29 protein-coding genes are annotated in these 23,099 nt (G+C 66.1%); 21 read left to right on the plus strand and 8 right to left on the minus strand.

Features of this window, described 5'->3' with window-relative positions; genetic code table 11:
* Window positions 1-98 precede the first annotated feature (98 nt).
* The 3 genes from DID99_RS08855 to gpmA form a co-directional block, all read right to left on the minus strand.
* Window positions 99-851, minus strand: coding sequence for a molybdopterin-synthase adenylyltransferase MoeB (locus DID99_RS08855; RefSeq protein ID WP_124666513.1), 753 nt, complete (start codon window positions 849-851; stop codon window positions 99-101).
* A gap of 132 nt (window positions 852-983) precedes the next feature.
* Window positions 984-2,525: a S41 family peptidase gene (locus tag DID99_RS08860; protein WP_124486538.1), complete on the minus strand. Its 1,542-nt coding sequence runs from the start codon at window positions 2,523-2,525 to the stop codon at window positions 984-986.
* Between the two features lie 246 nt (window positions 2,526-2,771).
* On the minus strand, window positions 2,772-3,518 hold the full coding sequence (gene gpmA / locus DID99_RS08865; RefSeq protein ID WP_044848226.1) for a 2,3-diphosphoglycerate-dependent phosphoglycerate mutase: 747 nt from the start codon (window positions 3,516-3,518) through the stop codon (window positions 2,772-2,774).
* A 136-nt stretch (window positions 3,519-3,654) separates the two neighbouring features.
* Between gpmA and DID99_RS08870 the strand changes: the two genes are divergently transcribed.
* From DID99_RS08870 to DID99_RS08890, 5 genes are all read left to right on the plus strand, one after another.
* The gene (locus tag DID99_RS08870; protein ID WP_050014781.1) at window positions 3,655-4,077 is read left to right on the plus strand and encodes a rhodanese-like domain-containing protein; all 423 of its coding nucleotides are present in this window, start codon (window positions 3,655-3,657) and stop codon (window positions 4,075-4,077) included.
* Window positions 4,074-4,334, plus strand: coding sequence for a glutaredoxin 3 (grxC, locus tag DID99_RS08875; RefSeq protein ID WP_124666514.1), 261 nt, complete (start codon window positions 4,074-4,076; stop codon window positions 4,332-4,334). Before DID99_RS08870 ends, grxC begins: the two co-directional genes overlap by 4 nt.
* A 107-nt stretch (window positions 4,335-4,441) precedes the next feature.
* Window positions 4,442-4,924 (plus strand): protein-export chaperone SecB, encoded by a 483-nt coding sequence (secB, locus tag DID99_RS08880; RefSeq protein WP_014895954.1) that lies wholly within the window; start codon window positions 4,442-4,444, stop codon window positions 4,922-4,924.
* A 26-nt stretch (window positions 4,925-4,950) separates the two neighbouring features.
* On the plus strand, window positions 4,951-5,949 hold the full coding sequence (locus DID99_RS08885; protein WP_044848223.1) for an NAD(P)H-dependent glycerol-3-phosphate dehydrogenase: 999 nt from the start codon (window positions 4,951-4,953) through the stop codon (window positions 5,947-5,949).
* A 106-nt stretch (window positions 5,950-6,055) separates the two neighbouring features.
* Window positions 6,056-6,580, plus strand: coding sequence for an O-acetyl-ADP-ribose deacetylase (locus DID99_RS08890; RefSeq protein WP_124486536.1), 525 nt, complete (start codon window positions 6,056-6,058; stop codon window positions 6,578-6,580).
* Window positions 6,581-6,624: 44 nt separating this feature from the next.
* On the opposite strand, the gene trmL is transcribed toward DID99_RS08890, so the two are convergent.
* Both trmL and DID99_RS08900 read right to left on the minus strand, forming a co-directional pair.
* Window positions 6,625-7,095: a tRNA (uridine(34)/cytosine(34)/5-carboxymethylaminomethyluridine(34)-2'-O)-methyltransferase TrmL gene (gene trmL / locus DID99_RS08895; protein WP_044848221.1), complete on the minus strand. Its 471-nt coding sequence runs from the start codon at window positions 7,093-7,095 to the stop codon at window positions 6,625-6,627.
* Between the two features lie 106 nt (window positions 7,096-7,201).
* Window positions 7,202-8,014, minus strand: a complete 813-nt coding sequence (locus DID99_RS08900; RefSeq protein ID WP_124571332.1) for a ComF family protein — start codon at window positions 8,012-8,014, stop codon at window positions 7,202-7,204.
* An 83-nt stretch (window positions 8,015-8,097) separates the two neighbouring features.
* On the opposite strand from DID99_RS08900, the gene DID99_RS08905 reads away from it, so the two are divergent.
* From DID99_RS08905 to DID99_RS08935, 8 genes are all read left to right on the plus strand, one after another.
* Complete coding sequence (locus DID99_RS08905; RefSeq protein WP_124666515.1) at window positions 8,098-9,063, plus strand: methyltransferase domain-containing protein; 966 nt, start codon at window positions 8,098-8,100, stop codon at window positions 9,061-9,063.
* Window positions 9,064-9,258: 195 nt separating this feature from the next.
* Entirely contained in the window at window positions 9,259-9,780 is a 522-nt protein-coding gene (locus tag DID99_RS08910) for a DUF2244 domain-containing protein (RefSeq protein WP_044848219.1), read from the plus strand.
* Between the two features lie 56 nt (window positions 9,781-9,836).
* Window positions 9,837-11,432 carry a cytochrome c oxidase subunit II gene (gene coxB / locus DID99_RS08915; RefSeq protein ID WP_124486532.1) on the plus strand — a complete coding sequence of 532 codons (1,596 nt, stop codon included), beginning with the start codon at window positions 9,837-9,839 and terminating at the stop codon, window positions 11,430-11,432.
* A gap of 43 nt (window positions 11,433-11,475) precedes the next feature.
* Window positions 11,476-13,083: a cytochrome c oxidase subunit I gene (gene ctaD / locus DID99_RS08920; RefSeq protein ID WP_124666516.1), complete on the plus strand. Its 1,608-nt coding sequence runs from the start codon at window positions 11,476-11,478 to the stop codon at window positions 13,081-13,083.
* A gap of 91 nt (window positions 13,084-13,174) precedes the next feature.
* Window positions 13,175-13,315 carry a cytochrome oxidase small assembly protein gene (locus DID99_RS37170; RefSeq protein WP_027789063.1) on the plus strand — a complete coding sequence of 47 codons (141 nt, stop codon included), beginning with the start codon at window positions 13,175-13,177 and terminating at the stop codon, window positions 13,313-13,315.
* Window positions 13,316-13,352: 37 nt separating this feature from the next.
* Window positions 13,353-13,961 carry a cytochrome c oxidase assembly protein gene (locus DID99_RS08925; protein ID WP_044848216.1) on the plus strand — a complete coding sequence of 203 codons (609 nt, stop codon included), beginning with the start codon at window positions 13,353-13,355 and terminating at the stop codon, window positions 13,959-13,961.
* Window positions 13,962-13,977: 16 nt separating this feature from the next.
* On the plus strand, window positions 13,978-14,178 hold the full coding sequence (locus tag DID99_RS08930) for a DUF2970 domain-containing protein (RefSeq protein ID WP_006760730.1): 201 nt from the start codon (window positions 13,978-13,980) through the stop codon (window positions 14,176-14,178).
* A gap of 138 nt (window positions 14,179-14,316) precedes the next feature.
* Entirely contained in the window at window positions 14,317-15,174 is an 858-nt protein-coding gene (locus tag DID99_RS08935; protein ID WP_044848214.1) for a cytochrome c oxidase subunit 3, read from the plus strand.
* 186 nt (window positions 15,175-15,360) lie between these two features.
* Here DID99_RS08935 and DID99_RS08940 read toward each other — a convergent pair whose 3' ends face one another.
* Window positions 15,361-15,570 (minus strand): twin transmembrane helix small protein, encoded by a 210-nt coding sequence (locus DID99_RS08940; protein WP_044848213.1) that lies wholly within the window; start codon window positions 15,568-15,570, stop codon window positions 15,361-15,363.
* An 84-nt stretch (window positions 15,571-15,654) separates the two neighbouring features.
* On the opposite strand from DID99_RS08940, the gene DID99_RS08945 reads away from it, so the two are divergent.
* The 5 genes from DID99_RS08945 (at window position 15,655) to DID99_RS08965 (ending at window position 19,739) form a co-directional block, all read left to right on the plus strand.
* Window positions 15,655-16,365 (plus strand): SURF1 family protein, encoded by a 711-nt coding sequence (locus DID99_RS08945; protein ID WP_260428100.1) that lies wholly within the window; start codon window positions 15,655-15,657, stop codon window positions 16,363-16,365.
* Between the two features lie 62 nt (window positions 16,366-16,427).
* Complete coding sequence (locus DID99_RS08950; RefSeq protein WP_124571330.1) at window positions 16,428-17,054, plus strand: cytochrome C oxidase subunit I; 627 nt, start codon at window positions 16,428-16,430, stop codon at window positions 17,052-17,054.
* A 25-nt stretch (window positions 17,055-17,079) separates the two neighbouring features.
* On the plus strand, window positions 17,080-18,192 hold the full coding sequence (locus DID99_RS08955) for a heme A synthase (RefSeq protein ID WP_124666518.1): 1,113 nt from the start codon (window positions 17,080-17,082) through the stop codon (window positions 18,190-18,192).
* Between the two features lie 8 nt (window positions 18,193-18,200).
* Complete coding sequence (cyoE, locus tag DID99_RS08960; protein ID WP_006477738.1) at window positions 18,201-19,103, plus strand: heme o synthase; 903 nt, start codon at window positions 18,201-18,203, stop codon at window positions 19,101-19,103.
* Window positions 19,104-19,121: 18 nt separating this feature from the next.
* Window positions 19,122-19,739 (plus strand): SCO family protein, encoded by a 618-nt coding sequence (locus DID99_RS08965; RefSeq protein ID WP_124486528.1) that lies wholly within the window; start codon window positions 19,122-19,124, stop codon window positions 19,737-19,739.
* 158 nt (window positions 19,740-19,897) lie between these two features.
* Here the strand turns inward: DID99_RS08965 and DID99_RS08970 are convergent, their stop codons facing one another.
* Window positions 19,898-20,188, minus strand: a complete 291-nt coding sequence (locus DID99_RS08970; protein WP_044848209.1) for a YciI family protein — start codon at window positions 20,186-20,188, stop codon at window positions 19,898-19,900.
* Window positions 20,189-20,433: 245 nt separating this feature from the next.
* On the opposite strand from DID99_RS08970, the gene DID99_RS08975 reads away from it, so the two are divergent.
* The 3 genes from DID99_RS08975 (at window position 20,434) to DID99_RS08985 (ending at window position 22,469) form a co-directional block, all read left to right on the plus strand.
* Window positions 20,434-21,249, plus strand: coding sequence for a MetQ/NlpA family ABC transporter substrate-binding protein (locus DID99_RS08975; RefSeq protein ID WP_044848208.1), 816 nt, complete (start codon window positions 20,434-20,436; stop codon window positions 21,247-21,249).
* A gap of 537 nt (window positions 21,250-21,786) precedes the next feature.
* On the plus strand, window positions 21,787-22,143 hold the full coding sequence (locus DID99_RS08980) for an STM2901 family protein (RefSeq protein ID WP_221623049.1): 357 nt from the start codon (window positions 21,787-21,789) through the stop codon (window positions 22,141-22,143).
* On the plus strand, window positions 22,137-22,469 hold the full coding sequence (locus DID99_RS08985; RefSeq protein WP_124571327.1) for a DUF1493 family protein: 333 nt from the start codon (window positions 22,137-22,139) through the stop codon (window positions 22,467-22,469). The genes DID99_RS08980 and DID99_RS08985 overlap by 7 nt, the downstream gene beginning before the upstream one ends.
* 100 nt (window positions 22,470-22,569) lie before the next feature.
* On the opposite strand, the gene DID99_RS08990 is transcribed toward DID99_RS08985, so the two are convergent.
* Entirely contained in the window at window positions 22,570-22,878 is a 309-nt protein-coding gene (locus DID99_RS08990) for a VF_A0006 family four-cysteine protein (protein WP_124666519.1), read from the minus strand.
* Window positions 22,879-23,099 lie beyond the last annotated feature (221 nt).

Here is a 23,099-nt window from a genome sequence, read left to right on the forward strand (position 1 = left end):
GGCGCGGACTGCGCGGCGAAACCGTCGCGCGCGTCGCGAAGGTAGCGAAACGTCGCGCATGCGCCGCCCGGCGCATGCGTTCATGCATCCCGCGCGCGTCAGTGCCGGCCCTGGCACACGGGGCAGTCGGCCTGGCGCGCGATCTTCATCGTCGTCCATTCCATCCGCAGCGAATCGAGCATCATCAGCCGCCCGTTGAGCGTCGTGCCGATCGCGCCGATCACGCGCAGCGCTTCGGCGGCCTGCATCGCGCCGATGATCCCGACCGTCGGCGCGAACACGCCCATCGTCGCGCACGCGACTTCCTCGAACGGCTGGTCCTCCGGAAACACGCACGCGTAACAGGGCGCGGCCGGGTCGCGGAAGTCGAAGGTGCTGATCTGGCCGTCGAAGCGCAGCGCGGCGCCCGACACGAGCGGCACACCGTGCGCGACGCACGCGCGGTTGATCGCATGCCGCGTCGCGAAGTTGTCGGTGCAGTCGAGCACGACGGTCGCCTGCGGCACGTGCGCGTCGAGCCATGCATCGTCGACGCGCGCCGCGACCGCATGCACGGTCACTTCCGGGTTCAGCTGCGCGAGCGTGTCGCGCCCCGATTCGACCTTGCTGCGGCCGACCGAGGCCGTCACGTGCAGGATCTGTCGCTGCAGGTTCGTGAGGTCGACCGTGTCGGCGTCGACGAGCGTGATCGTGCCGACCCCGGACGCCGCGAGATACATCGCGGCCGGCGAGCCGAGACCGCCGGCACCGACGACGATCGCATGCGCGTCGAGGAAGCGCTGCTGCGCCTCGATGCCGATTTCGTCGACGAGGATGTGGCGGGAGTAGCGGAGGAGTTGATCGTCGTTCATGGGAGAGGTCGGGTGAGGCATGCCGCCGGCGGCGGCGCGGACGCCTCTGCGTCCATCTGCGTATTCTAGGCGCACATGAAAAACGGGCCATCGCGGTCTTCCCGCGATGGCCCGTCGGATGCCGGCCGGCGCTTACTGCGGCGCCGACGCGGGCTTCGGTGCGGCGGCCTTCGTGCCCGACGCCTTCGCGGGGGACGCGGCCTTGGTCGCAGGGCTCTTCGTCGTGCTCTCGGCGAGCAGCGACTTCGATTCCTGCACCGCCTTGCCCTCGAGCTTGTTGAGCGCCTGCTGCATCATGAAGTCGTCGGCGCTGCCGAACTCGATCGGCTTGCGATCGCGGTCCTTCTGGCGTTGCTCCGGCGTCTTCTTGTCGTTCTGCTCCTCGAGGACGCGCAGCTGATCCATCCGGCGCTGTTCGCGCTCTTCCTGTTCCTTCTTCTCGTTCGGATCCTGCGTGTTCGCGAGGTGGTTCGTGTAGTCGACCTCGCGCGTCACGAGCACGTCGTCCGGATCGCCGTCCGCATACTGATCGACCGGCACGTCGGGCGTGATGCCCTTGTTCTGGATCGAACGGCCGCTCGGCGTGTAGTAGTAGGCGGTCGTCAGGCGCAGCGCGGTGTCGGCCGTCATCGGACGGACCGTCTGCACCGAGCCCTTGCCGAACGTCGTCTTGCCCATGATCTGCGCGCGCTTCGAATCCTGCAGCGCGCCGGCGACGATCTCCGACGCGGACGCCGAGTAAGCGTTCGTCAGCACGACCATCGGCACGGTCTTGAAGATCGGCGGCAGGCTCTTCAGCGGATCGCCGTCGAAGGACGGCAGGCGGTAGTTGTCGTAGGTGTCGCGGTAGACCTGCTTCGAATCCGGGATCTGGCCGTTGGTCGACACGACGACGGAGTCGGGCGGCAGGAACGCGCCGGCGACGCCGACCGCGCTCTGCAGCAGGCCGCCGCCGTTGTTGCGCAGGTCGACGATCAGGCCCTTCAGGTTCGGCTGCTGGCGCGCGATGTCCTGCAGCTTCGCGGCGAGATCGGGCGTCGTGCGCTCCTGGAAGCTCGTGATCCGGATATACGCGTAGCCCGGGTCGAGCAGCTTCATCTTCACGCTCTGGACCCTGATGATCGCGCGCGTGACCGTGATCGGGAACGTGCGGTCGTCGCTCTTGCGGAAGATCGTCAGCGTGACCTTGGTGCCCGGCTCGCCGCGCATCTGCTTGACGGCCTTGTCGAGCGTCATGCCGCGCACCGGCTTGTCGTTGATGCGCGTGATCAGGTCGCCCGGACGGATGCCGGCGCGGAACGCGGGCGTATCTTCGATCGGCGAGATCACCTTGACGAGGCCGTCTTCCTGCGAGATCTCGATGCCGAGACCCGCGAAGCGGCCCTTGGTCTGCTCCTGCAGCTCGTCGTAGTCGGTCTTGTCGAGGAACGACGAGTGCGGGTCGAGGCTCGACACCATGCCCTTGATCGCCGCCGTCAGCAGCTTCTTGTCGTCGACCGGCTCGACGTACTCGCGCTTGATCTGGCCGAACACTTCCGCGAACAGGCGGAGCTGGTCGAGGGGAAGCGGTGCCGTGGCGGTCTGCTCGGCCGATGCCGAAACCTGCAGCGTGGCGAATACGCCCGTGGCGAGGCCCGCGGCAATCAGGCCGATGTTCTTCAATTTCATTCGCATAGAGAGTCTGGTGCGGTCGGGAAGCGCGTGGCGGTAGCGGGGATGTAGCGGACAAGTATAACTGTTCGCCCGATTGCTCAGTGGACCGGTGCGAAATGGTCCGGGAGCCCGGTCCCGGCGGGGGCGCCGGATGCGCAGCGGATTCGAAAGCGGGTTCGACAGCACCGGGGCCGCGAAGGTTCGCGCCCGCGCGCCGGAGCGGCCGGCCAGGCCGCGCGCGAGGCGGCCCGCCCGGCACGACGGGTATCAGCCCGCCTTGCCCTGCTTCGCGACGGCGGCCTGCGCCTTCGCGATCGCGTCCTGGTCGCCCAGGTAGTAGTGCGTGATCGGCTTCAGGTTCTCGTCGAGCTCATACACGAGCGGCACGCCGTTCGGGATGTTCAGGCCGACGATGTCGCTGTCCGAGATGCCGTCGAGGTACTTGATCAGCGCGCGCAGCGAGTTGCCGTGCGCGGCGATCAGCACCTGCTTGCCCGCACGGACGGCCGGCGCGATCGACTCGTTCCACAGCGGCAGCACGCGCGCGACCGTGTCCTTCAGGCATTCGGTGAGCGGCAGCTGCTCGCGCGGCACCTTCGCGTAGCGCGGATCGTCGAACGGCGCGCGCTCGTCGGTCGGCTCGAGCGCCGGCGGCGGCGTGTCGTAGCTGCGGCGCCACACGAGCACCTGCTCGTCGCCGAACTTGGCGGCCGTTTCCGCCTTGTTCAGGCCCGACAGCGCGCCGTAGTGGCGCTCGTTCAGGCGCCACGAGTGGACGACCGGCAGGTACATCAGGTCCATCTTGTCCTGCACGTGCCACAGCGTGCGGATCGCGCGCTTGAGCACCGACGTGTAGGCGATGTCGAACGTGTAGCCGGCCTCCTTGAGCAATTCGCCGGCCTGATAGGCCTCGTTGCGACCCTGTTCGGTCAGGTCGACGTCGACCCAGCCGGTGAAGCGGTTTTCCTTGTTCCACGTCGATTCGCCGTGGCGGATGAGAACGAGTTTGTACATGGATCTTGCGGTCGGTAGTGATAGGGAAGCGGGGCGCGTCGCGCGGTACCCGGCCCGGGTCCGCCATCGCGCAAGGCGGTTATTTTATAATGGCGCGATTGTCCTCATCCGATTTCTCTTTTTCCGGCGGCATTCCGTGACGTTCTTTACCAATTACACGAACCTGGCCCTTATCGCGATCCTTCTGGTTTCCGGCGGCCTGCTCGCATGGCCGGCCCTGCGCCGCGGCCGCGGCGGCCTGTCGGCCGCGGAGGCGACGCAGCTCATCAATCGCCGCAACGCGGTCGTGATCGACCTGCGTACCGCGTCCGACTTCGCCGCCGGCCACCTGCCGTCGGCGCGCCAGGTCGCCGCCGGCGAGATCGGCGCGAAAATTGCGCAGGTCGCGAAAAACAAGAGCACCCCCGTGCTGCTCGTCTGCCAGAACGGCCAGCAGTCGCAGAAGGCGGCGCGCGAGGTCGAGGCGGCAGGCTATGCCGAGGTACACGTGCTCGAGGGCGGCGTTGCCGCCTGGCAGCAGGCCGGGATGCCGGTCGTCAAACAAGGAGTGGCGAAGTGAGCAAGGTTTTGATGTACAGCACGCAGGTGTGTCCGTATTGCATTCAGGCCGAGCGCCTGCTGAAGCTGCGCGGCGTGGAGCAGATCGAAAAGGTGCTGATCGACCGCGATCCGGCCCGCCGTGAGGAAATGATGACGCGCACCGGCCGTCGCACGGTCCCGCAAATCTACATAGGCGACACGCACGTCGGCGGCTACGACGATCTGTCGAAGTTCGACCGCGAAGGCGGGCTCGTGCCGCTTCTGCAAGCGGCCTGATTAGGGCAGAATGGCCGCCGGCCGCGCCGCGGCATGAGCGCGCAGGATTCAACCGAGGCGGCCGGCGTGAAGCCGGGCCGCCGCGTCACCACTTTTAGGGAAACACCATGTCCGACGTCGAAAACCAACCGTTCTTCAACATCCAGCGCGTCTACCTGAAGGATATGTCGCTCGAGCAGCCGAATTCGCCGGCGATCTTCCTCGAGCAGGACATGCCGTCGGTTGAAGTCGAAGTCGACGTCAAGGCCGAACGTCTCGCGGAAAGCGTCTTCGAAGTCGTCGTGTCGGGCACCGTCACCGCGAAGGTGAAGGACAAGGTCGCATTCCTGATCGAAGCGAAGCAGGCCGGCATTTTCGACATTCGCAACATTCCCGACGAACAGCTCGACCCGCTCGTCGGCATCGCCTGCCCGACGATCCTGTTCCCGTACCTGCGCTCGAACATCGCCGACGCGATCACGCGTGCGGGCTTCCCGCCGATCCACCTGGCGGAAATCAACTTCCAGGCGCTGTACGAGCAGCGTCTCGCGCAGCTTCAGCAGCAGCAGGCCGGTGCGGCAGGCGCGCCGAACGGCACGACGCTGAACTGACGTTTCACTCCGGACCGGTGCTGGGTATGAAAGTAGCCGTTCTCGGCGCCGGTGCCTGGGGCACCGCGCTCGCGGGCCATCTGGCCGCGCGGCACGATACGCTTCTCTGGGCGCGCGACGCCGCGCTGATCGCCGGGCTGCAGGCCCGGCACGAAAATTCCCGCTATCTGGACGGCATCGCGCTGCCCGATGCGCTGCGCTACGACGCCGATCTCGGCGCGGCGCTCGCGCACGGCGCCGCGGACGACGCACTGTGCGTGATCGCAGCACCCGTGGCCGGGCTGCGCACGCTGTTCGGCGCGATGCGCGACGCGGGCTGCGTGCCCGCGCATGTCGTGTGGGTCTGCAAGGGCTTCGAGGCCGACACGCATCTGCTGCCGCACCAGGTGATCGCGGCCGAGCTGCCGGGGCAGCACAGCAACGGCGTGCTGTCGGGGCCGAGCTTCGCCCGCGAGGTCGGGCTCGCGCTGCCCGTCGCGCTGACGGTCGCGAGCACGTCCGCCGAATGCCGCGAGCGCACGCTGGCCGCGTTCCATCACGGCGCGATGCGGATCTATACGGGTGACGACGTGGTCGGCGTCGAGGTCGGCGGCGCGGTGAAGAACGTGCTGGCGATCGCGACCGGCATCGCCGACGGCCTCGGCCTCGGGCTGAACGCGCGCGCCGCGCTGGTCACGCGCGGTCTCGCCGAAATGTCGCGGCTCGGCGTCGCGCTCGGCGGCCGCGCGGAGACCTTCACGGGCCTCACGGGCCTCGGCGACCTGATCCTCACCGCGACGGGCGACCTGTCGCGCAATCGCACGGTCGGCCTGCAGCTGGCGGCCGGCCGCTCGCTGAACGACATCCTCGGCGCGCTCGGCCATGTGGCCGAAGGCGTGCGCTGCGCACAGGCCGTGCTCGCGCTCGCGCGCGCGCAGGCGATCGAAATGCCGATCACCGAAGCCGTGTGCGGTGTGCTGTTCGACGGCGTCGCACCGCGCGATGCGGTCAGCGGCCTGCTGCGGCGCGACGCGCGCGCCGAATAACGCCGACGAATCACACCGATTTTTTGCGGCCGGGCGCGCTCGCGCAAAGCGGGCGGCGCCAAAGCGCACTACGCTTGAACCGTCTCCGGCGTTTCGGGAGGGTGTCATGCTGCAGATCGGTTCCACCACGCTCGACGCGCAACGCGTCGACATCACGACGCTCGACGTCGACGTGATCGTCAATGCTGCGAACGGTTCGCTGCTCGGCGGCGGCGGGGTCGACGGCGCGATCCATCGCGCGGCCGGCCCGGGCCTGCTCGCCGAGTGCCGCACGCTCGGCGGCTGCGAGACCGGCGACGCGAAGCTCACGCGCGGCCACGGGCTGCCGGCCCGGTACGTGATTCATGCGGTCGGCCCGGTGTGGCACGGCGGCGGGCGCGGCGAGCCCGAGCTGCTCGCGGCATGCTACCGGCGTGCGATCGAGCTGGCCGAGGAGGTTGCGGCAACCTCGATCGCATTCCCGGCGATCAGCTGCGGCGTGTACCGCTATCCGGCCGAGGAGGCCGTCGACATCGCGGTCGGCACGGTCGCCGAAATGCTGCCGCAGGCGCCGAACCTCGCACGCGTGGTGTTCGCGTGCTTTTCATCCGACATCTACGACCTGTATCGCGCGCGGCTCGCGCGTATCTAGCGCGTGAGCGGATCCGGCCGCGCGGCGTGGCCCGGGCGGGCGCGTCAGGCGCCGCCTTCGAAGCCGGCCTGGCGCCACGCCTCGAACACGACCACCGCCACCGTGTTCGACAGGTTCAGGCTGCGGTTGCCCGGCCGCATCGGCAGGCGTACGCGCTGTTCGTTCGCGAAGCGTTCGAGCACCTCGGCCGGCAGGCCGCGTGTTTCCGAGCCGAACACGAACCAGTCGCCCGGCACGAATGCATGGTCATGGAAGCGGCCCGAGCCACGGGTCGTGAACGCGAACATCCGCGCGGGATCGGGTGCTTCGGTCGCGACGAACGCGTCCCAGTCGCGATGCACGCGCATTTCCGCGTACTCGTGATAGTCGAGGCCCGCGCGGCGCATCTTCGCGTCGTCGAGCGGAAAGCCGAGCGGCTCGATCAAATGCAGGCGCGCGCCGGTATTGGCACACAGGCGGATCACGTTGCCGGTGTTCGGCGGAATTTCGGGGGCGACGAGGACGACGTTGAACATGGTTGGGTCTGGCTGGGCCGGCCGGGACGGAGCGACGTGCACTCGTCCCGGCCGGCCGGTTCGTGACGGCCGGCGCCGCGCGCGGGTGGCCGGCCTCTCTATCTAATTAATCCCTGGCGGTGCGCAGCGCAACCAGATTCGTCACGCGTGCGGCGCCCGCCGCCTTCAATGCCTGCGCGGCCGCCGCGAGCGTCGCGCCGGACGTCATCACGTCGTCGACGAGTGCCACGTGGCGGCCGGTGAGGTCGCCCGCCACCGCGAACGCCGCGAGCACGTTGTCGCGCCGCGCGCGCCGGTCGAGCCGCGACTGCGGCGCGGTTTCGGCCACGCGTGCCAGCAGCGCCGCATCGGCGCGCACGCCGAGCCGGCGCGCGAGCGGCCGCGCGATCGCCCACGCCTGGTTGTAGCCGCGCGCGACGAGCCGCCCGTGCGACAACGGCACCGGTGCGATCACGTCGAAGCCGCCGGTGGCGCGCAGCGCGTCCGTGTCGTCGATCCGCTGTGCGAGCCGGGCCGCGAATTCCGCGCCGAGCGCGAGCCGCGCATGAAACTTCAGGCCGCGCGCGAGCCCGTCGAGCGGGGCGCGGTAATCGGCGAGCGCGAGCGTCGCATCGAACGGCGGCGGCGTCGCGCGGCATGCTTCGCACCGGTACGCGGACGCGGAACCGGCGCCGCCGTGCCCGCCGCGGGCTGCGCGCGGCCGCGGCCGCCCGACGCCCAGCGGTACCGCGCAGACGTCGCAGCGCAGCCGCGCTTCGTTCCAGTACGCGGCGTCGCAGGCGCTGCAAATCACCGGATGTGACAAATTGCCGCACAGCGCGCACCGATTCGGCAAGGCGAGTGCGATGACGCGCACGGCCAGCGCGCGAACCTGCGACAAAACGACGCGCATCGGGCGCGGGGCGGAACTGCGATCCATCGCGAACACTCCTGGCGGCCCCGCCTCGATGAAGGCTACGAGGCGAGCGAGTATACTTCGGGCTCTTCGCCAGTGTGCCCGACATGTCTCCAGCTTCGACTTCAACCGGCCGTCCGGCCAATGACGCCCGGCGTCTGCGGCGGATCTTCGATCGCCGCGCCGCCACGTTCGACGCGGTCGCGTTCCTGCCGCGCGAGATCGCGCAGCGGATGAACGAGCGCCTCGAATACATCAAGGTGAGCCCCGCGGCCGTGCTCGACGCAGGCTGCGGCCCGGGCGACGACCTGCCGGCGCTGCGCGCGCGCTTTCCCGAAGCCCCGGTGTTCGGCGTCGACCTGTCCGGCGCGATGCTCGCACGGGCGGGCCAGCGCGAGGTCGAGCAGGCGAGCTGGCGCCGCTGGCTGCCCGCGTCGCTCGGCCGGGCGCTGGGCCAGCGCGGCCCGCGCGTCGCGCAGGCCGACTTCTCGGTGCTGCCGTTCGCGGCCGGCGCGTTCGACCTGATCTGGTCGAATCTCGCGCTGCACTGGCATTCGCGTCCCGATACGGTGTTCCCTGAATGGCAGCGCGTGCTGCGCGTGAACGGCCTGCTGATGTTCAGCACGCTCGGCCCCGACACGCTGCGCGAGCTGCGCGCGGCCTGCGCGGACGCCGAAGCGGCGCTCGGCATCGCGCCGGCGGCCGCGCGCGTCGTCGATTTCGTCGACATGCACGACCTCGGCGACATGCTCGTCGAGAGCGGCTTCGAGATTCCGGTGATGGACCAGGAAGTGCTGACCGTCACGTACAAGACCCCCGATTCCCTGCTGGCCGACGTGCGCCGCTGGGGCGCCTATCCGTTCGACCGCGCGGTGCCGCAGCATGCGGCGCGGCGCTTTCGCGCGGCGCTCGGCGACGCGCTGGAAGCGCGCCGGCGCGCGGACGGCACGATTGCCCTGACGTTCGAGGTGATCTACGGCCACGCATGGAAGGCCGTGCCGCGCACGACCGCCGAGGGGCACGGCATCGTGCGCATCGAAGATATCGGCAAGGGGCGTCCGAAGAATCGGTAAAGCGGTAAAGAGGGGTTTTGTTATGTCTGAAATTAGCGGCGCAAAGCGGGGTCGAATAGACGCCAAAAACGGCCGGGAAGCTTGTGGCGCTTGGCTCGCGGGCCGATAGCCGCTTGCTTGTGGATGCCATTGAACCCGCCTATAATGCGTCAGCTTGTCGTCCCGGGGTCCCCGCAATACGGGCCGACGAGTCCGATGCAGGCATGCATCGCATGCCATTCGCGTGAGGCGGCGATGGAAGCAGCAAGGGTGTCGGCGGAGACGAACGATGAACCGGTCCTCGAAGACTGGCTCATGAAACGCAACTGTTCGGTGTCGCCGCGCCAGTTCGTGCTGTTTTACGCGTCGCTCGCGGGCTTCTCGCTGGTGATCGCGGCAGTGCTGATGTGGCGGGGGGCCTGGCTCGTCATGCCCTTCACGGGAATCGAATTGCTGGCGGTCGGCGTCGCGTTTGCGATCCATGCCCGTCATGCGGTCGATTACGAGCGCATCAGGCTGTTTCCGCACCGGCTCGTGATCGAGCGGATGGATGCGGAGCGGCTCACGCAGATCGAATTCAATCCGCGCTGGGTGCGGGTCGAGCCGGGTGCGACGCCACGCGATCCGATTCGACTGGTATCGCGCGGGCAGACCGTCGTAATCGGGCAGCATCTCGCGCAGCACAAGCGTGCGCAGTTCGCCGACGAACTGCGCGTGTCGCTCAGGCGCTGCGGCTGACGAGGCGCGGGCACCGGCCGGAACAGGCCGGCGCCTTGCGACGGGGGAGGGTTTGAATGGAAATTTTGGGTAAGGATGCTATGAAAACAATCAAGCGAGCCCTCACGGGCGTGCTGGCATGCAGCGGATTGCTCTTTGCCGGCGCGGCTCTGGCGGTCGGTGATAGCCCGGGCGGCCCCCGCGTCAACGAGATCAACTTTCAGCCGCCTGTCACGAAGATCGCCGAGGAGCTCTACGATCTCCACACGATGATGCTGATCCTGTGTACGGTGATCTTCGTCGGCGTGTTCGGCGTGATGTTCTATTCGATCTTCGCGCACCGCAAATCCAAAGGCCACAAGGCCGCCAATTTCCATGAAAGCACGACCGTCGAAATCATCTGGACGATCGTGCCGTTCATCATCGTCGTGCTGATGGCGCTGCCGGCCACGAAGGCCGTCGTCGCGATGAAGGACACGACCAACGCCGATCTCACGATCAAGGTCACCGGCTACCAGTGGAAGTGGGGCTACGACTACGTGAAGGGGCCGGGCGAGGGCATCAGCTTCCTGTCGACGCTCAGCACCCCGCGTGACGAAGTGATGGGCAAGAAGCCGATCACCGAGACCTACCTGCAGGAAGTCGACAACCCGCTCGTCGTGCCGGTCAACAAGAAGATCCGCATCATCACGACCGCGAACGACGTCGTTCACTCGTGGTACGTGCCGGCGTTCGGCGTGAAGCAGGATGCGATCCCCGGCTTCGTGCGCGATACGTGGTTCAAGGCCGACAAGGTCGGCACGTTCCGCGGCTTCTGTACCGAACTGTGCGGCAAGGAACACGCGTTCATGCCGGTCGTGGTCGTGGTGCTGTCGGACGACGACTACGCGAAGTGGGTGAGCGCGCAGAAGGCCAAGCTGGCCAGCGCGTCGGTCGATCCGAACAAGGTTTACACGATGGCCGAACTCGTCGCGCACGGCGAGGAAGTCTACAAGGCGAACTGCGCGGCCTGCCACCAGGTGAACGGCAAGGGCCTCGGCGCCTTCCCTGCGATGGACGGCAGCCCGATCGTGAACGGCCCGATCGCCGGCCACGTCGAGCGCGTGCTGCACGGCAAGGGTGCGATGCCGTCGTGGGCGTCGCTGTCGGACCTCGACATCGCATCGGTCATCACGTACGAGCGCAACTCGTGGGGCAACCACAAGAACGACCTGCTGCAGCCGAAGCAAGTGACCGACGCGCGCAACGGCAAGATGCCGGAAGACGTGGCGGGCGCCGCGGCGCCCGCCGAAGCGGCCTCGGCACCGGCGCAAGCCGCGTCGGGTGCGGCCGAGCAACCGGCGGCAGCGTCGGCATCGGCGGCTGTGTCGACGATCTACTTCGAAACGGGCAAGAGCGTGCTGCCGGCCGACGCGAAGGCGGCGATCGCCGCAGCGGCCGACTATGCGAAGGCACATCCGGACGCGAAGCTCGCGCTGTCGGGTTTCACCGACAAGACGGGCTCGGCCGACGCGAACGCCGAACTGGCCAAGCATCGTGCACAGGCCGTGCGCGACGCGCTGAAGGCAGCAGGCGTGGCGGAAGACCACATTATTCTCAAAAAGCCGGAAACGATCACGGGCGGGGCTGACGCGAAGGAAGCCCGGCGGGTCGAGATCGGGCCGGCGGCTTGACGTGTCGCTGAGTTAGTCGACGTATTCGCATTAGGAGATTCTCATGTCTAGCATCGGGCACGACGTAGCCGCGGACCACGCGCACGACGACCACGCGCACGAAATGCCGCACGGCTGGCGGCGCTGGCTGTTCGCCACCAACCACAAGGACATCGGTACGCTGTACCTGCTGTTCTCGTTCATCATGTTCCTGTCGGGCGGCGTGATGGCACTCGGCATCCGTGCCGAACTGTTCGAGCCGGGCCTGCAGATCATGCGTCCGGAGTTCTTCAACGAACTCACGACGATGCACGGCCTGATCATGGTGTTCGGCGCGATCATGCCGGCGTTCGTCGGCTTCGCGAACTGGATGATTCCGCTGCAGATCGGCGCGTCCGACATGGCGTTCGCGCGGATGAACAACTTCAGCTTCTGGCTGCTGCCGGTCGCGGCCGTGCTGCTGGTCGGTTCGTTCTTCGCGCCGGGCGGCGCGACGGCCGCCGGCTGGACGCTGTACGCACCGCTGTCGACGCAGATGGGCCCGGGCATGGACTTCGCGATCTTCGCGGTCCACATCATGGGCGCGTCGTCGATCATGGGCGGGATCAACATCGTCGTGACGATCCTGAACATGCGCGCACCGGGCATGACGCTGATGAAGATGCCGATGTTCGCATGGACCTGGCTGATCACCGCGTACCTGCTGATCGCCGTGATGCCGGTTCTGGCAGGCGCGATCACGATGGTGCTGTTCGACCGCCACTTCGGCACGTCGTTCTTCAACGCGGCAGGCGGCGGCGACCCGGTGATGTACCAGCACATCTTCTGGTTCTTCGGCCACCCCGAGGTGTACATCATGATTCTGCCGGCGTTCGGGATCGTGTCGCAGGTGATCCCGGCGTTCGCACGCAAGACGCTGTTCGGCTATAGCTCGATGGTGTATGCGACGGCGTCGATCGCGATCCTGTCGTTCATGGTCTGGGCGCACCACATGTTCGCGACGGGCATGCCGGTCACCGGCCAGCTGTTCTTCATGTACGCGACGATGCTGATCGCGGTGCCGACGGGCGTGAAGGTGTTCAACTGGCTCGCGACGATGTGGCGCGGCTCGATGACGTTCGAGACCCCGATGCTGTTCGCGATCGGCTTCCTGTTCGTGTTCACGTTCGGCGGCCTGACGGGCCTGATGCTGGCGATGGCGCCGCTCGACATCCAGTACCACGGCACCTACTTCGTGGTGGCGCACTTCCACTACGTGCTGGTGGCAGGCTCCCTGTTCGCGCTGTTCGCGGGCTGGTACTACTGGGCGCCGAAGTGGACGGGCTGGATGTACAACGAGACGCGCGGCAAGATCCACTTCTGGTCGTCGATGATCTTCTTCAACCTGACGTTCTTCCCGATGCACTTCGTCGGTCTCGCGGGCATGCCGCGTCGTTATGCGGACTACCCGGCGCAGTTCACGGACTTCAACCAGGTGGCGACGATCGGCGCATTCGGCTTCGGCCTCGCGCAGGTGTACTTCCTGTTCGCGGTCGCGCTGCCGGCCTACCGTGGCGGCGGCGACCTGGAAAAGGCGTCGGACAAGCCGTGGGATGGCGCGACGGGCCTCGAGTGGACGGTGCCGAGCCCGGCTCCCTTCCACACGTTCGAGCAACCGCCGCACGTCGAATAAGTTTCACCCGGCGTTCCGCCGCTGCCTGCCGCGCAGGCAGGCGCGGCGGGCGCCGAATCGATGTATCAGCGAAGTTTCAGCGAAGTTTCAGATGAACCGGAATCCACAACAAAGACGAACGCCCGAGCAGATTCGCGCGGGCAACAAGCGGCTCGGCCTCATCCTGCTCGTCATCGCCGCCGTTTTTTTTGTGGGTGTCGTGATCAAGCAGTGGTGGCTGTCCACTCACTGATATGCAGTAACTGACGCAGTAGCGAGGAAGTCGTCGTATGTCGAAGCCGGAAGAGGGCGCCGTCGATCGCGCATTCAATCGTTCGATGCTGGTGAAGCTCTTCGTCGTGGCCGGACTGATGTTCGGCTTCGGCTTCGCGCTGATTCCGATGTATCGCGCGATCTGCCAGATCACCGGCATCAACAACCTGGTGCAGCGCGATGTCAGCGAACGCGAGGTGAAGAACTCGCAGGTCGACATGAGCCGCACGGTGTCGGTCGAGTTCGACGCGAATGCGCGCGGCCCGCTCGGTTTCAAGCCGGAGCGCAACAGCCTCGACGTGCATCCGGGCGAACTGACGACGATCGTGTACGACGTGACCAACGGGCAGGGCCGGCCGGTGGTGGCGCAGGCGATTCCGAGCTACGCGCCGAAGCAGGCGACGGAGTTCTTCAAGAAGATCGAGTGTTTTTGCTTCACGCAGCAGACGCTGGCTGCGAACGAGTCGCGCAAGATGCAGGTGGTGTTCGTGATCGATCCGAAGCTGCCGAAGGACGTGAAGACGATCACGCTGTCGTACACGTTCTTCGAGCTGAACACGCCGGCCGCGCCGGCGCCGGCACCGCGCAAGACGGCGGCGCAGGGCGACGCGAAGCCGGACGCATGACGACGGAGACGGGGCAGTGACAGAGACCAAGCGGAGCGGGTCGTTCGGCCAGGCGTTGCGAGCGGTGTTGTGGTCGTTCTTCGGTGTGCGCAAGCGGCGCGACCTGGAGGCCGACGCGACGCAGCTCAATCCGCTGCACGTGCTGATCGTCGCGTTGATCGCGGCCGGTGTGTTCATCGGCGTGCTGATCCTGATCGTGCGTGCGGTCGTGGGCTGAGGCTCGCGGCCACGAAAGAATGCAGTGCGTAGCGCCCGGGCGCTGCGTGCGGGAAAGAGCGGCGGCGGTCGTGCCGTGCAAGAAATAAAGCCGGAGCGGTTTCCGGTACACAAATTGGACTGAAGTGGAGAATCAAGCATGAGCGGTCAAAACCAGACCCCGTACTATTTCGTGCCGCATCCGTCGCAGCATCCGATCAGCGCGGCCTGCGGCCTGCTGGTCATGCTCGCGTCGGTGGCGCTGTGGATCAACGGTCACGACTGGGCTCCGTACACGGCGCTGCTTGGCCTGCTGTGGTTGCTCTTCACGCTGTACCACTGGTTCGGCGATTCGATCGCCGAGTCGGAAGGCGGTCATTACGGCAAGAACGTCGACAAGTCGTACCGCTGGAGCATGAGCTGGTTCATCTTCTCCGAAGTCATGTTCTTCGGCGCATTCTTCGGCGCGCTGTTCTACGCGCGTGAAATCGCGCTGCACCAGCTCGGCAGCCTCGACTACAAGCTGATCTGGCCGGATTTCTCCGCCGTGTGGCCGAACGAAGGCCCGGCCGCGCTCGCCGGTCACTTCAAGACGATGGGCCCGTGGCCGATCCCGACGCTGAACACGGCGCTGCTGCTGTCGTCGGGCGCGACGCTGACGGTGTCGCACCACGCGCTGCGCGACAATCATCGCAACAAGGCGATCGCGTGGCTGGCCGCGACGCTCGTGCTCGGCGTCTGCTTCCTGTTCACGCAGGGCTTCGAGTACTACCACGCGTACAACGAACTGAACCTGACGCTGAACTCGGGCGTGTACGGCTCGACGTTCTTCCTGCTGACGGGCTTCCACGGCTTCCACGTGTTCCTCGGCGGCACGATGCTCGCGGTGGTGCTGGTGCGGATGATCCGCGGCCACTTCAAGCCTGATCACCACTTCGCATTCGAAGGCGCCGCGTGGTACTGGCACTTCGTCGACGTCGTCTGGCTCGGCCTGTACGTCGTCGTCTACTGGCTGTAAATGCAACAACGGCCCGCGCAGCGATGCGCGGGCCGTTTTCATTGGCGGGGACGGGGCAGCGGCCGGCTGCTTGCGCTCAACGCCAATCCGGCGCCGCCGCGACTCAGTCAGGCGGCGCTTTTGCTTGGTAGCGCCGCTGTGCGGCGAAATGTCACAGCGATTACAGAGGCCGGCGCGGTGAAGGCATCAACGCCCGATCGGCAGGCCGGTCGAATGGATCCAGCCCATCCAGTTCGCGAACAGGATGAACAGGAACAGCGAGATCGACAGCCCGACACGGGTGGCAAGCGACCACACCATGCGTTTCGTATGGCCGCGGTCTTGCATCATGAAGTAGAGCGCCGAGCCCATGCTGGCGACGATGAGGACGAAGGCGATGGGAACGAGGATGTGCATGACACGAACCGGACGACGGCAATTCGAAAGGAAGAGGATAATTATCGCACTTCGCTTTCGCGAATGCGCCTCGCGGGTGGCCCGATGAAGATCCGCTGGCTGCCTGCGCTGCTGATTCTCGTCGTCGTCGCGGTCACGATTCGCCTCGGGTTCTGGCAGCGCGACCGCGCGCACCAGAAGGAAGCGCTGCAGGCGAACGTCGTGCGTTACGAGCACGCGGTGCCCGTCGACGTCGGTGCGCAGCCGATTCCGCTCGCGTCGATCGAGTTCCACCGCGTGCGGGCGAAGGGCCGCTTCCTGCCGGAGCAGGCGGTGTTCCTCGACAATCGGCCGTATAACGACCAGCCGGGTTTTTACGTCGTGATGCCGTTTAAACTCACGGGCGGCGGCGCCGTGCTGGTGAACCGCGGCTGGCTGCCGCGCAACATCGCCGATCGCACGGCGATCGAGCCGTTCCCGACGCCCGACGGCGAGATCGAGATCGAAGGCATCGCGCGCGCCGACGCGTCGCGCGCGTTCGAACTCGGCGAAGGCGGCTCGGCCGCGCACCAGAAGATCCGGCAGAACCTGGACGTCGCCGCGTATGCGAAGGAAACGGGGCTGCCGCTGCAGCCGTTCGTGATCCAGCAGACGAGCGACGACGGCGACAAGCTCGTGCGCGACTGGCCGGCGGCGACGACCGGCGTCGAGCGCAATTACGGTTACATGTTTCAGTGGTGGGCCATGGCGGCGGTCGCGCTCGGCTTTGGCCTGTACGCCGCGCGGCGTGCGGCGAAGAAGTCGGCCGGCGCGTGAGCGCCATGGCAGGACGCGGCGCACGCGCGCCGCGGGTTCGTTTCGAGAGGTCTGATTTGTCCATGCAATCTTCCCGTCAGGGTCCGGCCGCCGCGCCGATCTCGCCCGCGGCCCGCAAGCGCGGCCGCTGGATGCTCGTGCTGCTGGGTCTCGTGTGCGCGGCGCCGATCATCGCGTCGTACTTCACCTATTACGTGATCAAGCCGAAGGGCGGCTCGACCAACTACGGCACGCTGATCGAGCCGCAGCGGCCGATCCCGGCCGACCTGCAGGTCACCGACGAAACCGGCAAGACGGTGCCGCTGTCGTCGCTGCGCGGCGTGTGGCTGTTCGTGATGACCGACCGCAGCGCGTGCGACGATGCATGCGCGCAAAAGCTCTACTTCATGCGCCAGATCCGCGTCACGCAGGCGGGCGAGCGGCACCGGATCACGATGGTGTGGCTGCGCAGTGATGCGGACGCGATTCCGCAGAAGGTTCTGGAAGCCTATCCGGACACGCGCCGGCTGGTCGCCGATCCGGCCGCGGTGGCTGCATGGCTGCCGGCCGACGCCGGCACGAAGGACAGCGACCACCTCTACATGGTCGATCCGAACGGCAACCTGATGATGCGTTTCCCGAAGGACCCGAATCCCAGCAAGATCAAGTCGGACGTGACCAAGCTGCTGAAGTGGTCGAGCATCGGCTAAGGCGAGACGACGAGGCAACCATTCGATGTCGTATCTACTGCAACTCGGCCTGATCGGCCTCTGCATCGCGCTGCTGCCGCTGTCGTACGTGTGGGTGAAGGCCGACGACGACAAGTTCCGCAAGCTGGTGTGGATCACCACGTTCCTGACCCTCGACCTGGTGATGTTCGGCGGCTTCACGCGGCTGACCGATTCGGGCCTCGGCTGCCCCGACTGGCCCGGCTGCTACGGCACGTCGTCGCCGTTCATCGCGCACGCCGCGATCACGGCCGCGCACCAGGCGATGCCGACCGGCCCCGTCAGCATGACGAAGGCATGGATCGAGATGATCCACCGCTATTTCGCGATGGCGATCGGCGTGCTGATCATCGCGCAGGTCGTGATCGCCTGGTCCGCGCGGCTGCGCCGCCGCCCGCTGCACGTGTCGCCGTGGTGGCCGACGAGCCTCTTGCTGCTGATCGTCGTGCAGGGCGTGTTCGGCGCGTGGACGGTCACGATGAAGCTGCAGCCGGTGATCGTCACGACCCACCTGCTGCTCGGCCTCATGCTACTCGGCACGCTCGGCTGGCTCGCGGCGCGGCAGACGCCGCTGCCGTCGCATGACCCGGAGGCCGGCCGCTACCGCGCGGCCGCGCTCGCGGCGCTGGTGCTGCTGGTCGTGCAGATCGCGCTCGGCGGCTGGGTGAGCACCAACTACGCGGTGCTCGCGTGTACCGACTTCCCGACCTGCAACGGCCAGTGGATTCCGCCGATGAACTTCGGTCAGGGCTTCCATCTGTGGCGCGCGCTCGGCATGACGAAGGACGGCGACGCGATCACGCAGGACGCGCTGGTCGCGATCCACTGGACCCACCGCACGTTCGCGTTCGTCGTCGTCGCGTACCTGGTCGCGTTCGCGCTGAAGATGCGCCGCTTCGAGTCGCTGCGCCGGCCCGCGAACGGCGTGCTGCTGGTGGTTCTGCTGCAGTTCCTGACGGGCCTGACCAACATCGTGCTGCAGTGGCCGCTGCCGGTCGCCGTCGCGCACAACGGCGGTGCCGCGATCCTGCTGCTGCTCGTCGTCATGTTAAACTTTCGCATCCTTTCAAGCCGCCCCGGCCGTGTCGTGCAGCCCGCGCGCGACGCCGCCCCGGCGTGACCGTCCCCATGCAAAGCACCCTTTCCCAATCGCCCGGTAGCCGGTTCTCGCAGTACATGGCGCTGACGAAGCCGCGTGTCACGCAGCTCGCGGTGTTCTGCGCGGTGATCGGCATGTTTCTCGCGACGCCGGGCATGGTGCCGTGGCATGTGCTGATCGGCGGCACGGTCGGCATCTGGCTGCTGGCCGGCGCCGCGTTCGCGATCAACTGCCTCGTCGAGCAGAAGATCGACGCGATGATGCGCCGTACCGCGTGGCGTCCGTCCGCGCGCGGCGAGATCACGACTCCGCAGATCCTGCTGTTCTCGGCAGTGCTGGGCAGCGTCGGCGCATGGACGCTCTATACCTTCACGAACCCGCTGACGATGTGGCTGACGATCGCGACGTTCGTCGGCTACGCGGTGATCTACACGCTGCTGCTCAAGCCGATGACGCCGCAGAACATCGTGATCGGCGGCGCATCGGGCGCGATGCCGCCGGCGCTCGGCTGGGCCGCGGTCACCGGCGCGGTGCCCGGCGACGCGTGGATCCTCGTGCTGATCATCTTCGTGTGGACGCCGCCGCATTTCTGGGTGCTGGCGCTCTATCGCCGCAAGGACTACGAAAACGCGGGCCTGCCGATGCTGCCCGTCACGCACGGCGAGAAGTTCACGCGGCTGCACATCCTGCTGTACACGGTGATCCTGTTCGCGGTCACGCTGATGCCGTTCATCTCCGGGATGAGCGGCGCCGTCTACCTGACGAGCGCGGTGCTGCTCGGCGCGGTGTTCCTCGCGTATGCGTGGAAGATCCATCGCGACTATTCGGACGAACTCGCCCGCAAGGCTTTCCGTTACTCGATCGTCTACCTGTCGCTGCTGTTCGCCGCGCTGCTCGTCGATCACTATGCGCGCCCGCTGCTCGGCGTGTAACCGCACGGTTTGAACGCAATGCTCCATTCATGGTTCGGGCGCCGCGCGCGCCAAGGCTGGATGCTCGCGTGCGCATTCGCGGCAGCCACGCTGCTCGCCGGCTGCGACAACGCGCCGAAATTCCAGAATCTCGACATCACCGGCAACACGCAGTTCGGCAGCGATTTCTCGCTGCCGGATACGGCGGGCAAGGTGCGTACGCTCGGCGACTTCAAGGGCCGGGCGGTCGTGGTGTTCTTCGGCTATACGCACTGCCCGGACGTATGCCCGACGACGATGGCCGAACTGTCCGAAGCGCTGAAGCAGCTCGGCCCCGATGCCGCGAAGCGTGTGCAGGTGCTGTTCGTCACCATCGATCCGGAGCGTGACACGCCCGCGCTGCTCGGCCAGTACGTGCCTGCGTTCGATCCGTCGTTCATCGGCCTGCGGCCGGCCGACGAGGCGCAGCTCAAGAAGGTTACAAAGGATTTCCGCGTGTACTACGCGAAGGTGCCCGGCAAGACGCCCGGCAGCTACACGATGGATCACACCGCCGCGAGCTACGTGTTCGATCGCGACGGCAAGCTGCGCCTGTTCGTGCGCGACGGCCAGGGCCCCGGCCCGTGGGTCCACGACCTGAAGCTGCTGGTCGACTGAACGGCGTACGCCGCAGGTTCGCCCGGGCGCTCGCCTGGCGCTACGCGTGACGGCCGCGACGCGCCGTCACGCATTCCTCCTTCTCCCCCTCGATCTGCATGCGCCGCCTCGCGGGGCGGCTGCGTATGAACATTCGGGCGCTGATGCGCTTGCGCGCGTTACGGCAGCGCCGGCACGTTGAAGCCTTGCGCGGCACGCGTGATCCGGAATTCCGTCACGCGATACGTCGCGAGCCCTTCGGTCACGAACGGATCGGTCTCGAGGATCGCGTCCAGTTCGTCGCGGTCGATGCGGGCAGCGAGGATCACGCCGCCTTCGCGCGGTACCTTCGGCCCCGCCGCGATGAAGATGCCGCGCTCGAACAGCGGCTGAAGATACGCGCGGTGGCGTTCGAGTGCATCGTCGATGCGCTCGAGCGATGCGTTGTAATGGATGTCGATGACGTACATGGATGGCCCTGGAATTGTCGCCGGCGCGTGGTGTGCCGGTCGGCCGGTCTTTTTAGCACAGCGGCCGTTCCCTGTCGTGCCGGCCGTCGTCGCGCATCGTCCACCAGCACCGCCGCGGTGCATACCCATATGAGCGGGATGTATTTCACTTCCGGCCGATCCTGTGACACCATTTGCCCCTTCCTGCGAGTCCGGGGATACCCGTATCGCGCCCCATTTTCAGTTAGCAAGAAAGCGAGAAACAGATGAAGCGTCGCAGTCTCCTGAAGGTATTTTCCGTGCTGGCCACCGGTGCCGCGCTGACGCTGTCGGCGGGCGCGCACGCCGAGGACAAGGTCATCAAGGTCGGCACGGTGGCCGGCCCGGATGCGGAAGTTTGGCAGGTCGTGCAGAAGGTCGCGAAGGAGAAGGAAGGCCTGAACGTGAAGGTCATCGAGTTCAACGACTACGTGCAGCCGAACGCGGCGCTCGACTCGGGCGACCTCGACGCGAACAGCTTCCAGCACCAGCCCTACCTCGACAGCCAGGTGAAGCAGCGCGGCTACAAGATCGTCAGCGCGGGCCTGACCTACATCTCGCCGATCGGCGTGTACTCGAAGAAGTTCAAGGCGCTGAAGGACCTGCCGCAAGGCGCGAAGCTCGCGGTGCCGAACGATCCGTCGAACGAGAACCGCGCGCTGCTGCTGCTGCAGACGCAAGGCGTGATCAAGCTGAAGACGGGCGCCGGCACGGGCGGCAACAACGCGACGGTGCTCGACATCGCCGAGAACCCGAAGAAGCTGAAGATTTCCGAGCTCGACGCCGCGCAACTGCCGCGCGTGCTGTCGGACGTCGACGCCGCCGTGATCAACACGAACTACGCGCTCGCCGCGAACCTGCAGCCGACCAAGGACGCGATCGCGCTCGAATCGCTGACGAGCCCGTATGCGAACCTGATCGCCGTGCGCGCGAAGGACAAGGATCAGCCGTGGGTGAAGAAGCTGGTCAAGGCGTACCAGTCGGCGGAAGTGCGGGAGTTCATCAAGAAGCAGTTCAAGGGCTCGATGGTCGCGTCGTTCTGAACGCGATCGATTGACCGAACGAAGGCCTGCATGTGCGCAGGCCTTTTTTGTTTGTGCGGTGAGGGATGTTCTATTGACGCTGCGCAGGCGCCGCCTCGCTGGCTTTAACATGCCCGAGATTCGCCAGCGCAGGGAAGATCACACAACGCAATTGCTGCGTACTCGCTGGTAAGCGCCGTCTGGTAACGGTCTGTTACGTTGCCATCGAGCCGGTGCGTCGTTGCTCGAGTGCGGAACCGGTATGCCTTTTCTCGAGCCGGTATCCCGCTGTGCCCCGTCATTGCTCACGTCGAGCCGCATGACAAAAGTTTCGCGGGATATTCCACCGTCGTTGCATAGAGAGCGGCCGGAAGATCGGCAGGAATTTGTCCGCTCGGTAGCCATATGTCTTCGTTAGACTGAAAAACAGTTCTGGAAATTACACGCGAGGATATTGAATGGGGGCGGCCGAAAAGTTGGGCGGCGTTTACTATTATTATGGAATGGATAATCTGACTGCCGGGGGAATTGTTCTTCTGGATAATGGTCGACGAATCCATGAATCAGTTGGGTGTCGACGATGCGGTGTCGGTTGGCATGATTCTGCTTGGTAAAAACAATTTATCGACCCGTGTGAAACCCGGCGGAGCAATAAAAGGGACCTCGCGTGCAAGCCAGTTTTCGAGAAGGGTTTTTCAGAAGGCGCAGTTTCCGTTTGGTCTTAAGTTGCCCACCCTGGTGGGCGGGCCGGTGAAGGATCTGAAAATCAGGATGGTGAGGAACATCGGCACTTTTGTGGGGAGAACGATACCCGTCGCAGGCTGGGTAATTCTCGCGAGTGAAATTTGTATTATCGCTCGTAAGGCAGCTAATCATTACAATAGGGTCGCGAGGGAGGGTGACAGGTTATGGTAGACATTGAGGATGAAGTAGTTGACTTCGTGAAGAAGAGGATTGGCTTCTCCATGTTGTCGAGGAATGTGGATATAACCGAAAATACCGATCTGGATGTTGACCTGGGCTTTGATGCTGCTGAAGTCGGAGAAATGATGAAGGAGTATTCGGAGGAGTTTGGTGTCGATATGAGTAGATTCGACATTAAAAAATATTACCCCGAAGAGGACTCTTCATTTCTTGACTTGATCAATCCGTTCAAGAAAAGAGTCGTTCATCATGTTCCGGACCTGAACGTCCGAATGTTGATTGCATCGGCCAAGGCTGGGCACTGGCTCTACAGCTGACTGCTCACCGCTTTGCATTTGTCTGTGTCCGGGCGGCGGCATCGTGCCGACTCCTTTAGAGGCGCGGCAGGTCCAGCGTCGGCTGACACGCGCTACCCCCTCACATCTCGCCGCGCCGCGAGCAGATCGCCATGATCTGCTGGATCGCGTAGTTGTCGCGCACGCCCGGCAGCGACTGCACGACGCACTCGTGGAAGCGCCGCTCGCGCGGCAGCAGCATCGCGTTGTTGCGGTACAGCGCGTCGCACGAGCGCTGGATCAGCTGCGCGGCCACGCCGTTGCGGCTCTCGCGCAGCGCGCCCAGCATGCAGTCGTCGTATTGCGCGTAGCCGTCGGTCAGCGCGAATGCCGCACCCGGCAGCGCCAGCGCGACGGCCGCGTATGCGATCGCACGGATCCCCCGTTTCATAGGCCCCTCCGATGGTGTGGATCGGGTCGGCGGACAGCATAACGTAAAGCGGCAAGGGCGGCTGACGCGGTGCGCCAGGATCGGCGTCGCTTCGGAGCCGGAGGATTGCGGCGGGCGGTCGTTCCGCCGACACGCGCCCGCCACGCCCGGGGCGGCTCGCCGTCACATGACGGGGGCGCCGGCTTTTCCTGCGCTTTTCATCTGACAAAACCCCCGTTTCG

The organism is Burkholderia sp. Bp8986 (assembly GCF_003854225.1).
Taxonomy (GTDB): Bacteria; Pseudomonadota; Gammaproteobacteria; order Burkholderiales; family Burkholderiaceae; genus Burkholderia.

Bases quoted from the DNA above. Each gene is read 5' to 3' on its own strand.
- DID99_RS08855 (WP_124666513.1), bottom strand. From the start codon at position 851: ATGAACGACGATCAACTCCTCCGCTACTCCCGCCACATCCTCGTCGAC.
- DID99_RS08860 (WP_124486538.1), bottom strand. From the start codon at position 2,525: ATGCGAATGAAATTGAAGAACATCGGCCTGATTGCCGCGGGCCTCGCC.
- gpmA (WP_044848226.1), bottom strand. From the start codon at position 3,518: ATGTACAAACTCGTTCTCATCCGCCACGGCGAATCGACGTGGAACAAG.
- secB (WP_014895954.1), top strand. From the start codon at position 4,442: ATGTCCGACGTCGAAAACCAACCGTTCTTCAACATCCAGCGCGTCTAC.
- DID99_RS08885 (WP_044848223.1), top strand. From the start codon at position 4,951: ATGAAAGTAGCCGTTCTCGGCGCCGGTGCCTGGGGCACCGCGCTCGCG.
- DID99_RS08890 (WP_124486536.1), top strand. From the start codon at position 6,056: ATGCTGCAGATCGGTTCCACCACGCTCGACGCGCAACGCGTCGACATC.
- trmL (WP_044848221.1), bottom strand. From the start codon at position 7,095: ATGTTCAACGTCGTCCTCGTCGCCCCCGAAATTCCGCCGAACACCGGC.
- DID99_RS08900 (WP_124571332.1), bottom strand. From the start codon at position 8,014: ATGGATCGCAGTTCCGCCCCGCGCCCGATGCGCGTCGTTTTGTCGCAG.
- DID99_RS08905 (WP_124666515.1), top strand. From the start codon at position 8,098: ATGTCTCCAGCTTCGACTTCAACCGGCCGTCCGGCCAATGACGCCCGG.
- DID99_RS08910 (WP_044848219.1), top strand. From the start codon at position 9,259: ATGCAGGCATGCATCGCATGCCATTCGCGTGAGGCGGCGATGGAAGCA.
- coxB (WP_124486532.1), top strand. From the start codon at position 9,837: ATGGAAATTTTGGGTAAGGATGCTATGAAAACAATCAAGCGAGCCCTC.
- ctaD (WP_124666516.1), top strand. From the start codon at position 11,476: ATGTCTAGCATCGGGCACGACGTAGCCGCGGACCACGCGCACGACGAC.
- DID99_RS37170 (WP_027789063.1), top strand. From the start codon at position 13,175: ATGAACCGGAATCCACAACAAAGACGAACGCCCGAGCAGATTCGCGCG.
- DID99_RS08925 (WP_044848216.1), top strand. From the start codon at position 13,353: ATGTCGAAGCCGGAAGAGGGCGCCGTCGATCGCGCATTCAATCGTTCG.
- DID99_RS08935 (WP_044848214.1), top strand. From the start codon at position 14,317: ATGAGCGGTCAAAACCAGACCCCGTACTATTTCGTGCCGCATCCGTCG.
- DID99_RS08940 (WP_044848213.1), bottom strand. From the start codon at position 15,570: ATGCACATCCTCGTTCCCATCGCCTTCGTCCTCATCGTCGCCAGCATG.
- DID99_RS08945 (WP_260428100.1), top strand. From the start codon at position 15,655: ATGAAGATCCGCTGGCTGCCTGCGCTGCTGATTCTCGTCGTCGTCGCG.
- DID99_RS08950 (WP_124571330.1), top strand. From the start codon at position 16,428: ATGCAATCTTCCCGTCAGGGTCCGGCCGCCGCGCCGATCTCGCCCGCG.
- DID99_RS08955 (WP_124666518.1), top strand. From the start codon at position 17,080: ATGTCGTATCTACTGCAACTCGGCCTGATCGGCCTCTGCATCGCGCTG.
- cyoE (WP_006477738.1), top strand. From the start codon at position 18,201: ATGCAAAGCACCCTTTCCCAATCGCCCGGTAGCCGGTTCTCGCAGTAC.
- DID99_RS08965 (WP_124486528.1), top strand. From the start codon at position 19,122: ATGCTCCATTCATGGTTCGGGCGCCGCGCGCGCCAAGGCTGGATGCTC.
- DID99_RS08970 (WP_044848209.1), bottom strand. From the start codon at position 20,188: ATGTACGTCATCGACATCCATTACAACGCATCGCTCGAGCGCATCGAC.
- DID99_RS08975 (WP_044848208.1), top strand. From the start codon at position 20,434: ATGAAGCGTCGCAGTCTCCTGAAGGTATTTTCCGTGCTGGCCACCGGT.
- DID99_RS08980 (WP_221623049.1), top strand. From the start codon at position 21,787: ATGAATCAGTTGGGTGTCGACGATGCGGTGTCGGTTGGCATGATTCTG.
- DID99_RS08985 (WP_124571327.1), top strand. From the start codon at position 22,137: ATGGTAGACATTGAGGATGAAGTAGTTGACTTCGTGAAGAAGAGGATT.
- DID99_RS08990 (WP_124666519.1), bottom strand. From the start codon at position 22,878: ATGAAACGGGGGATCCGTGCGATCGCATACGCGGCCGTCGCGCTGGCG.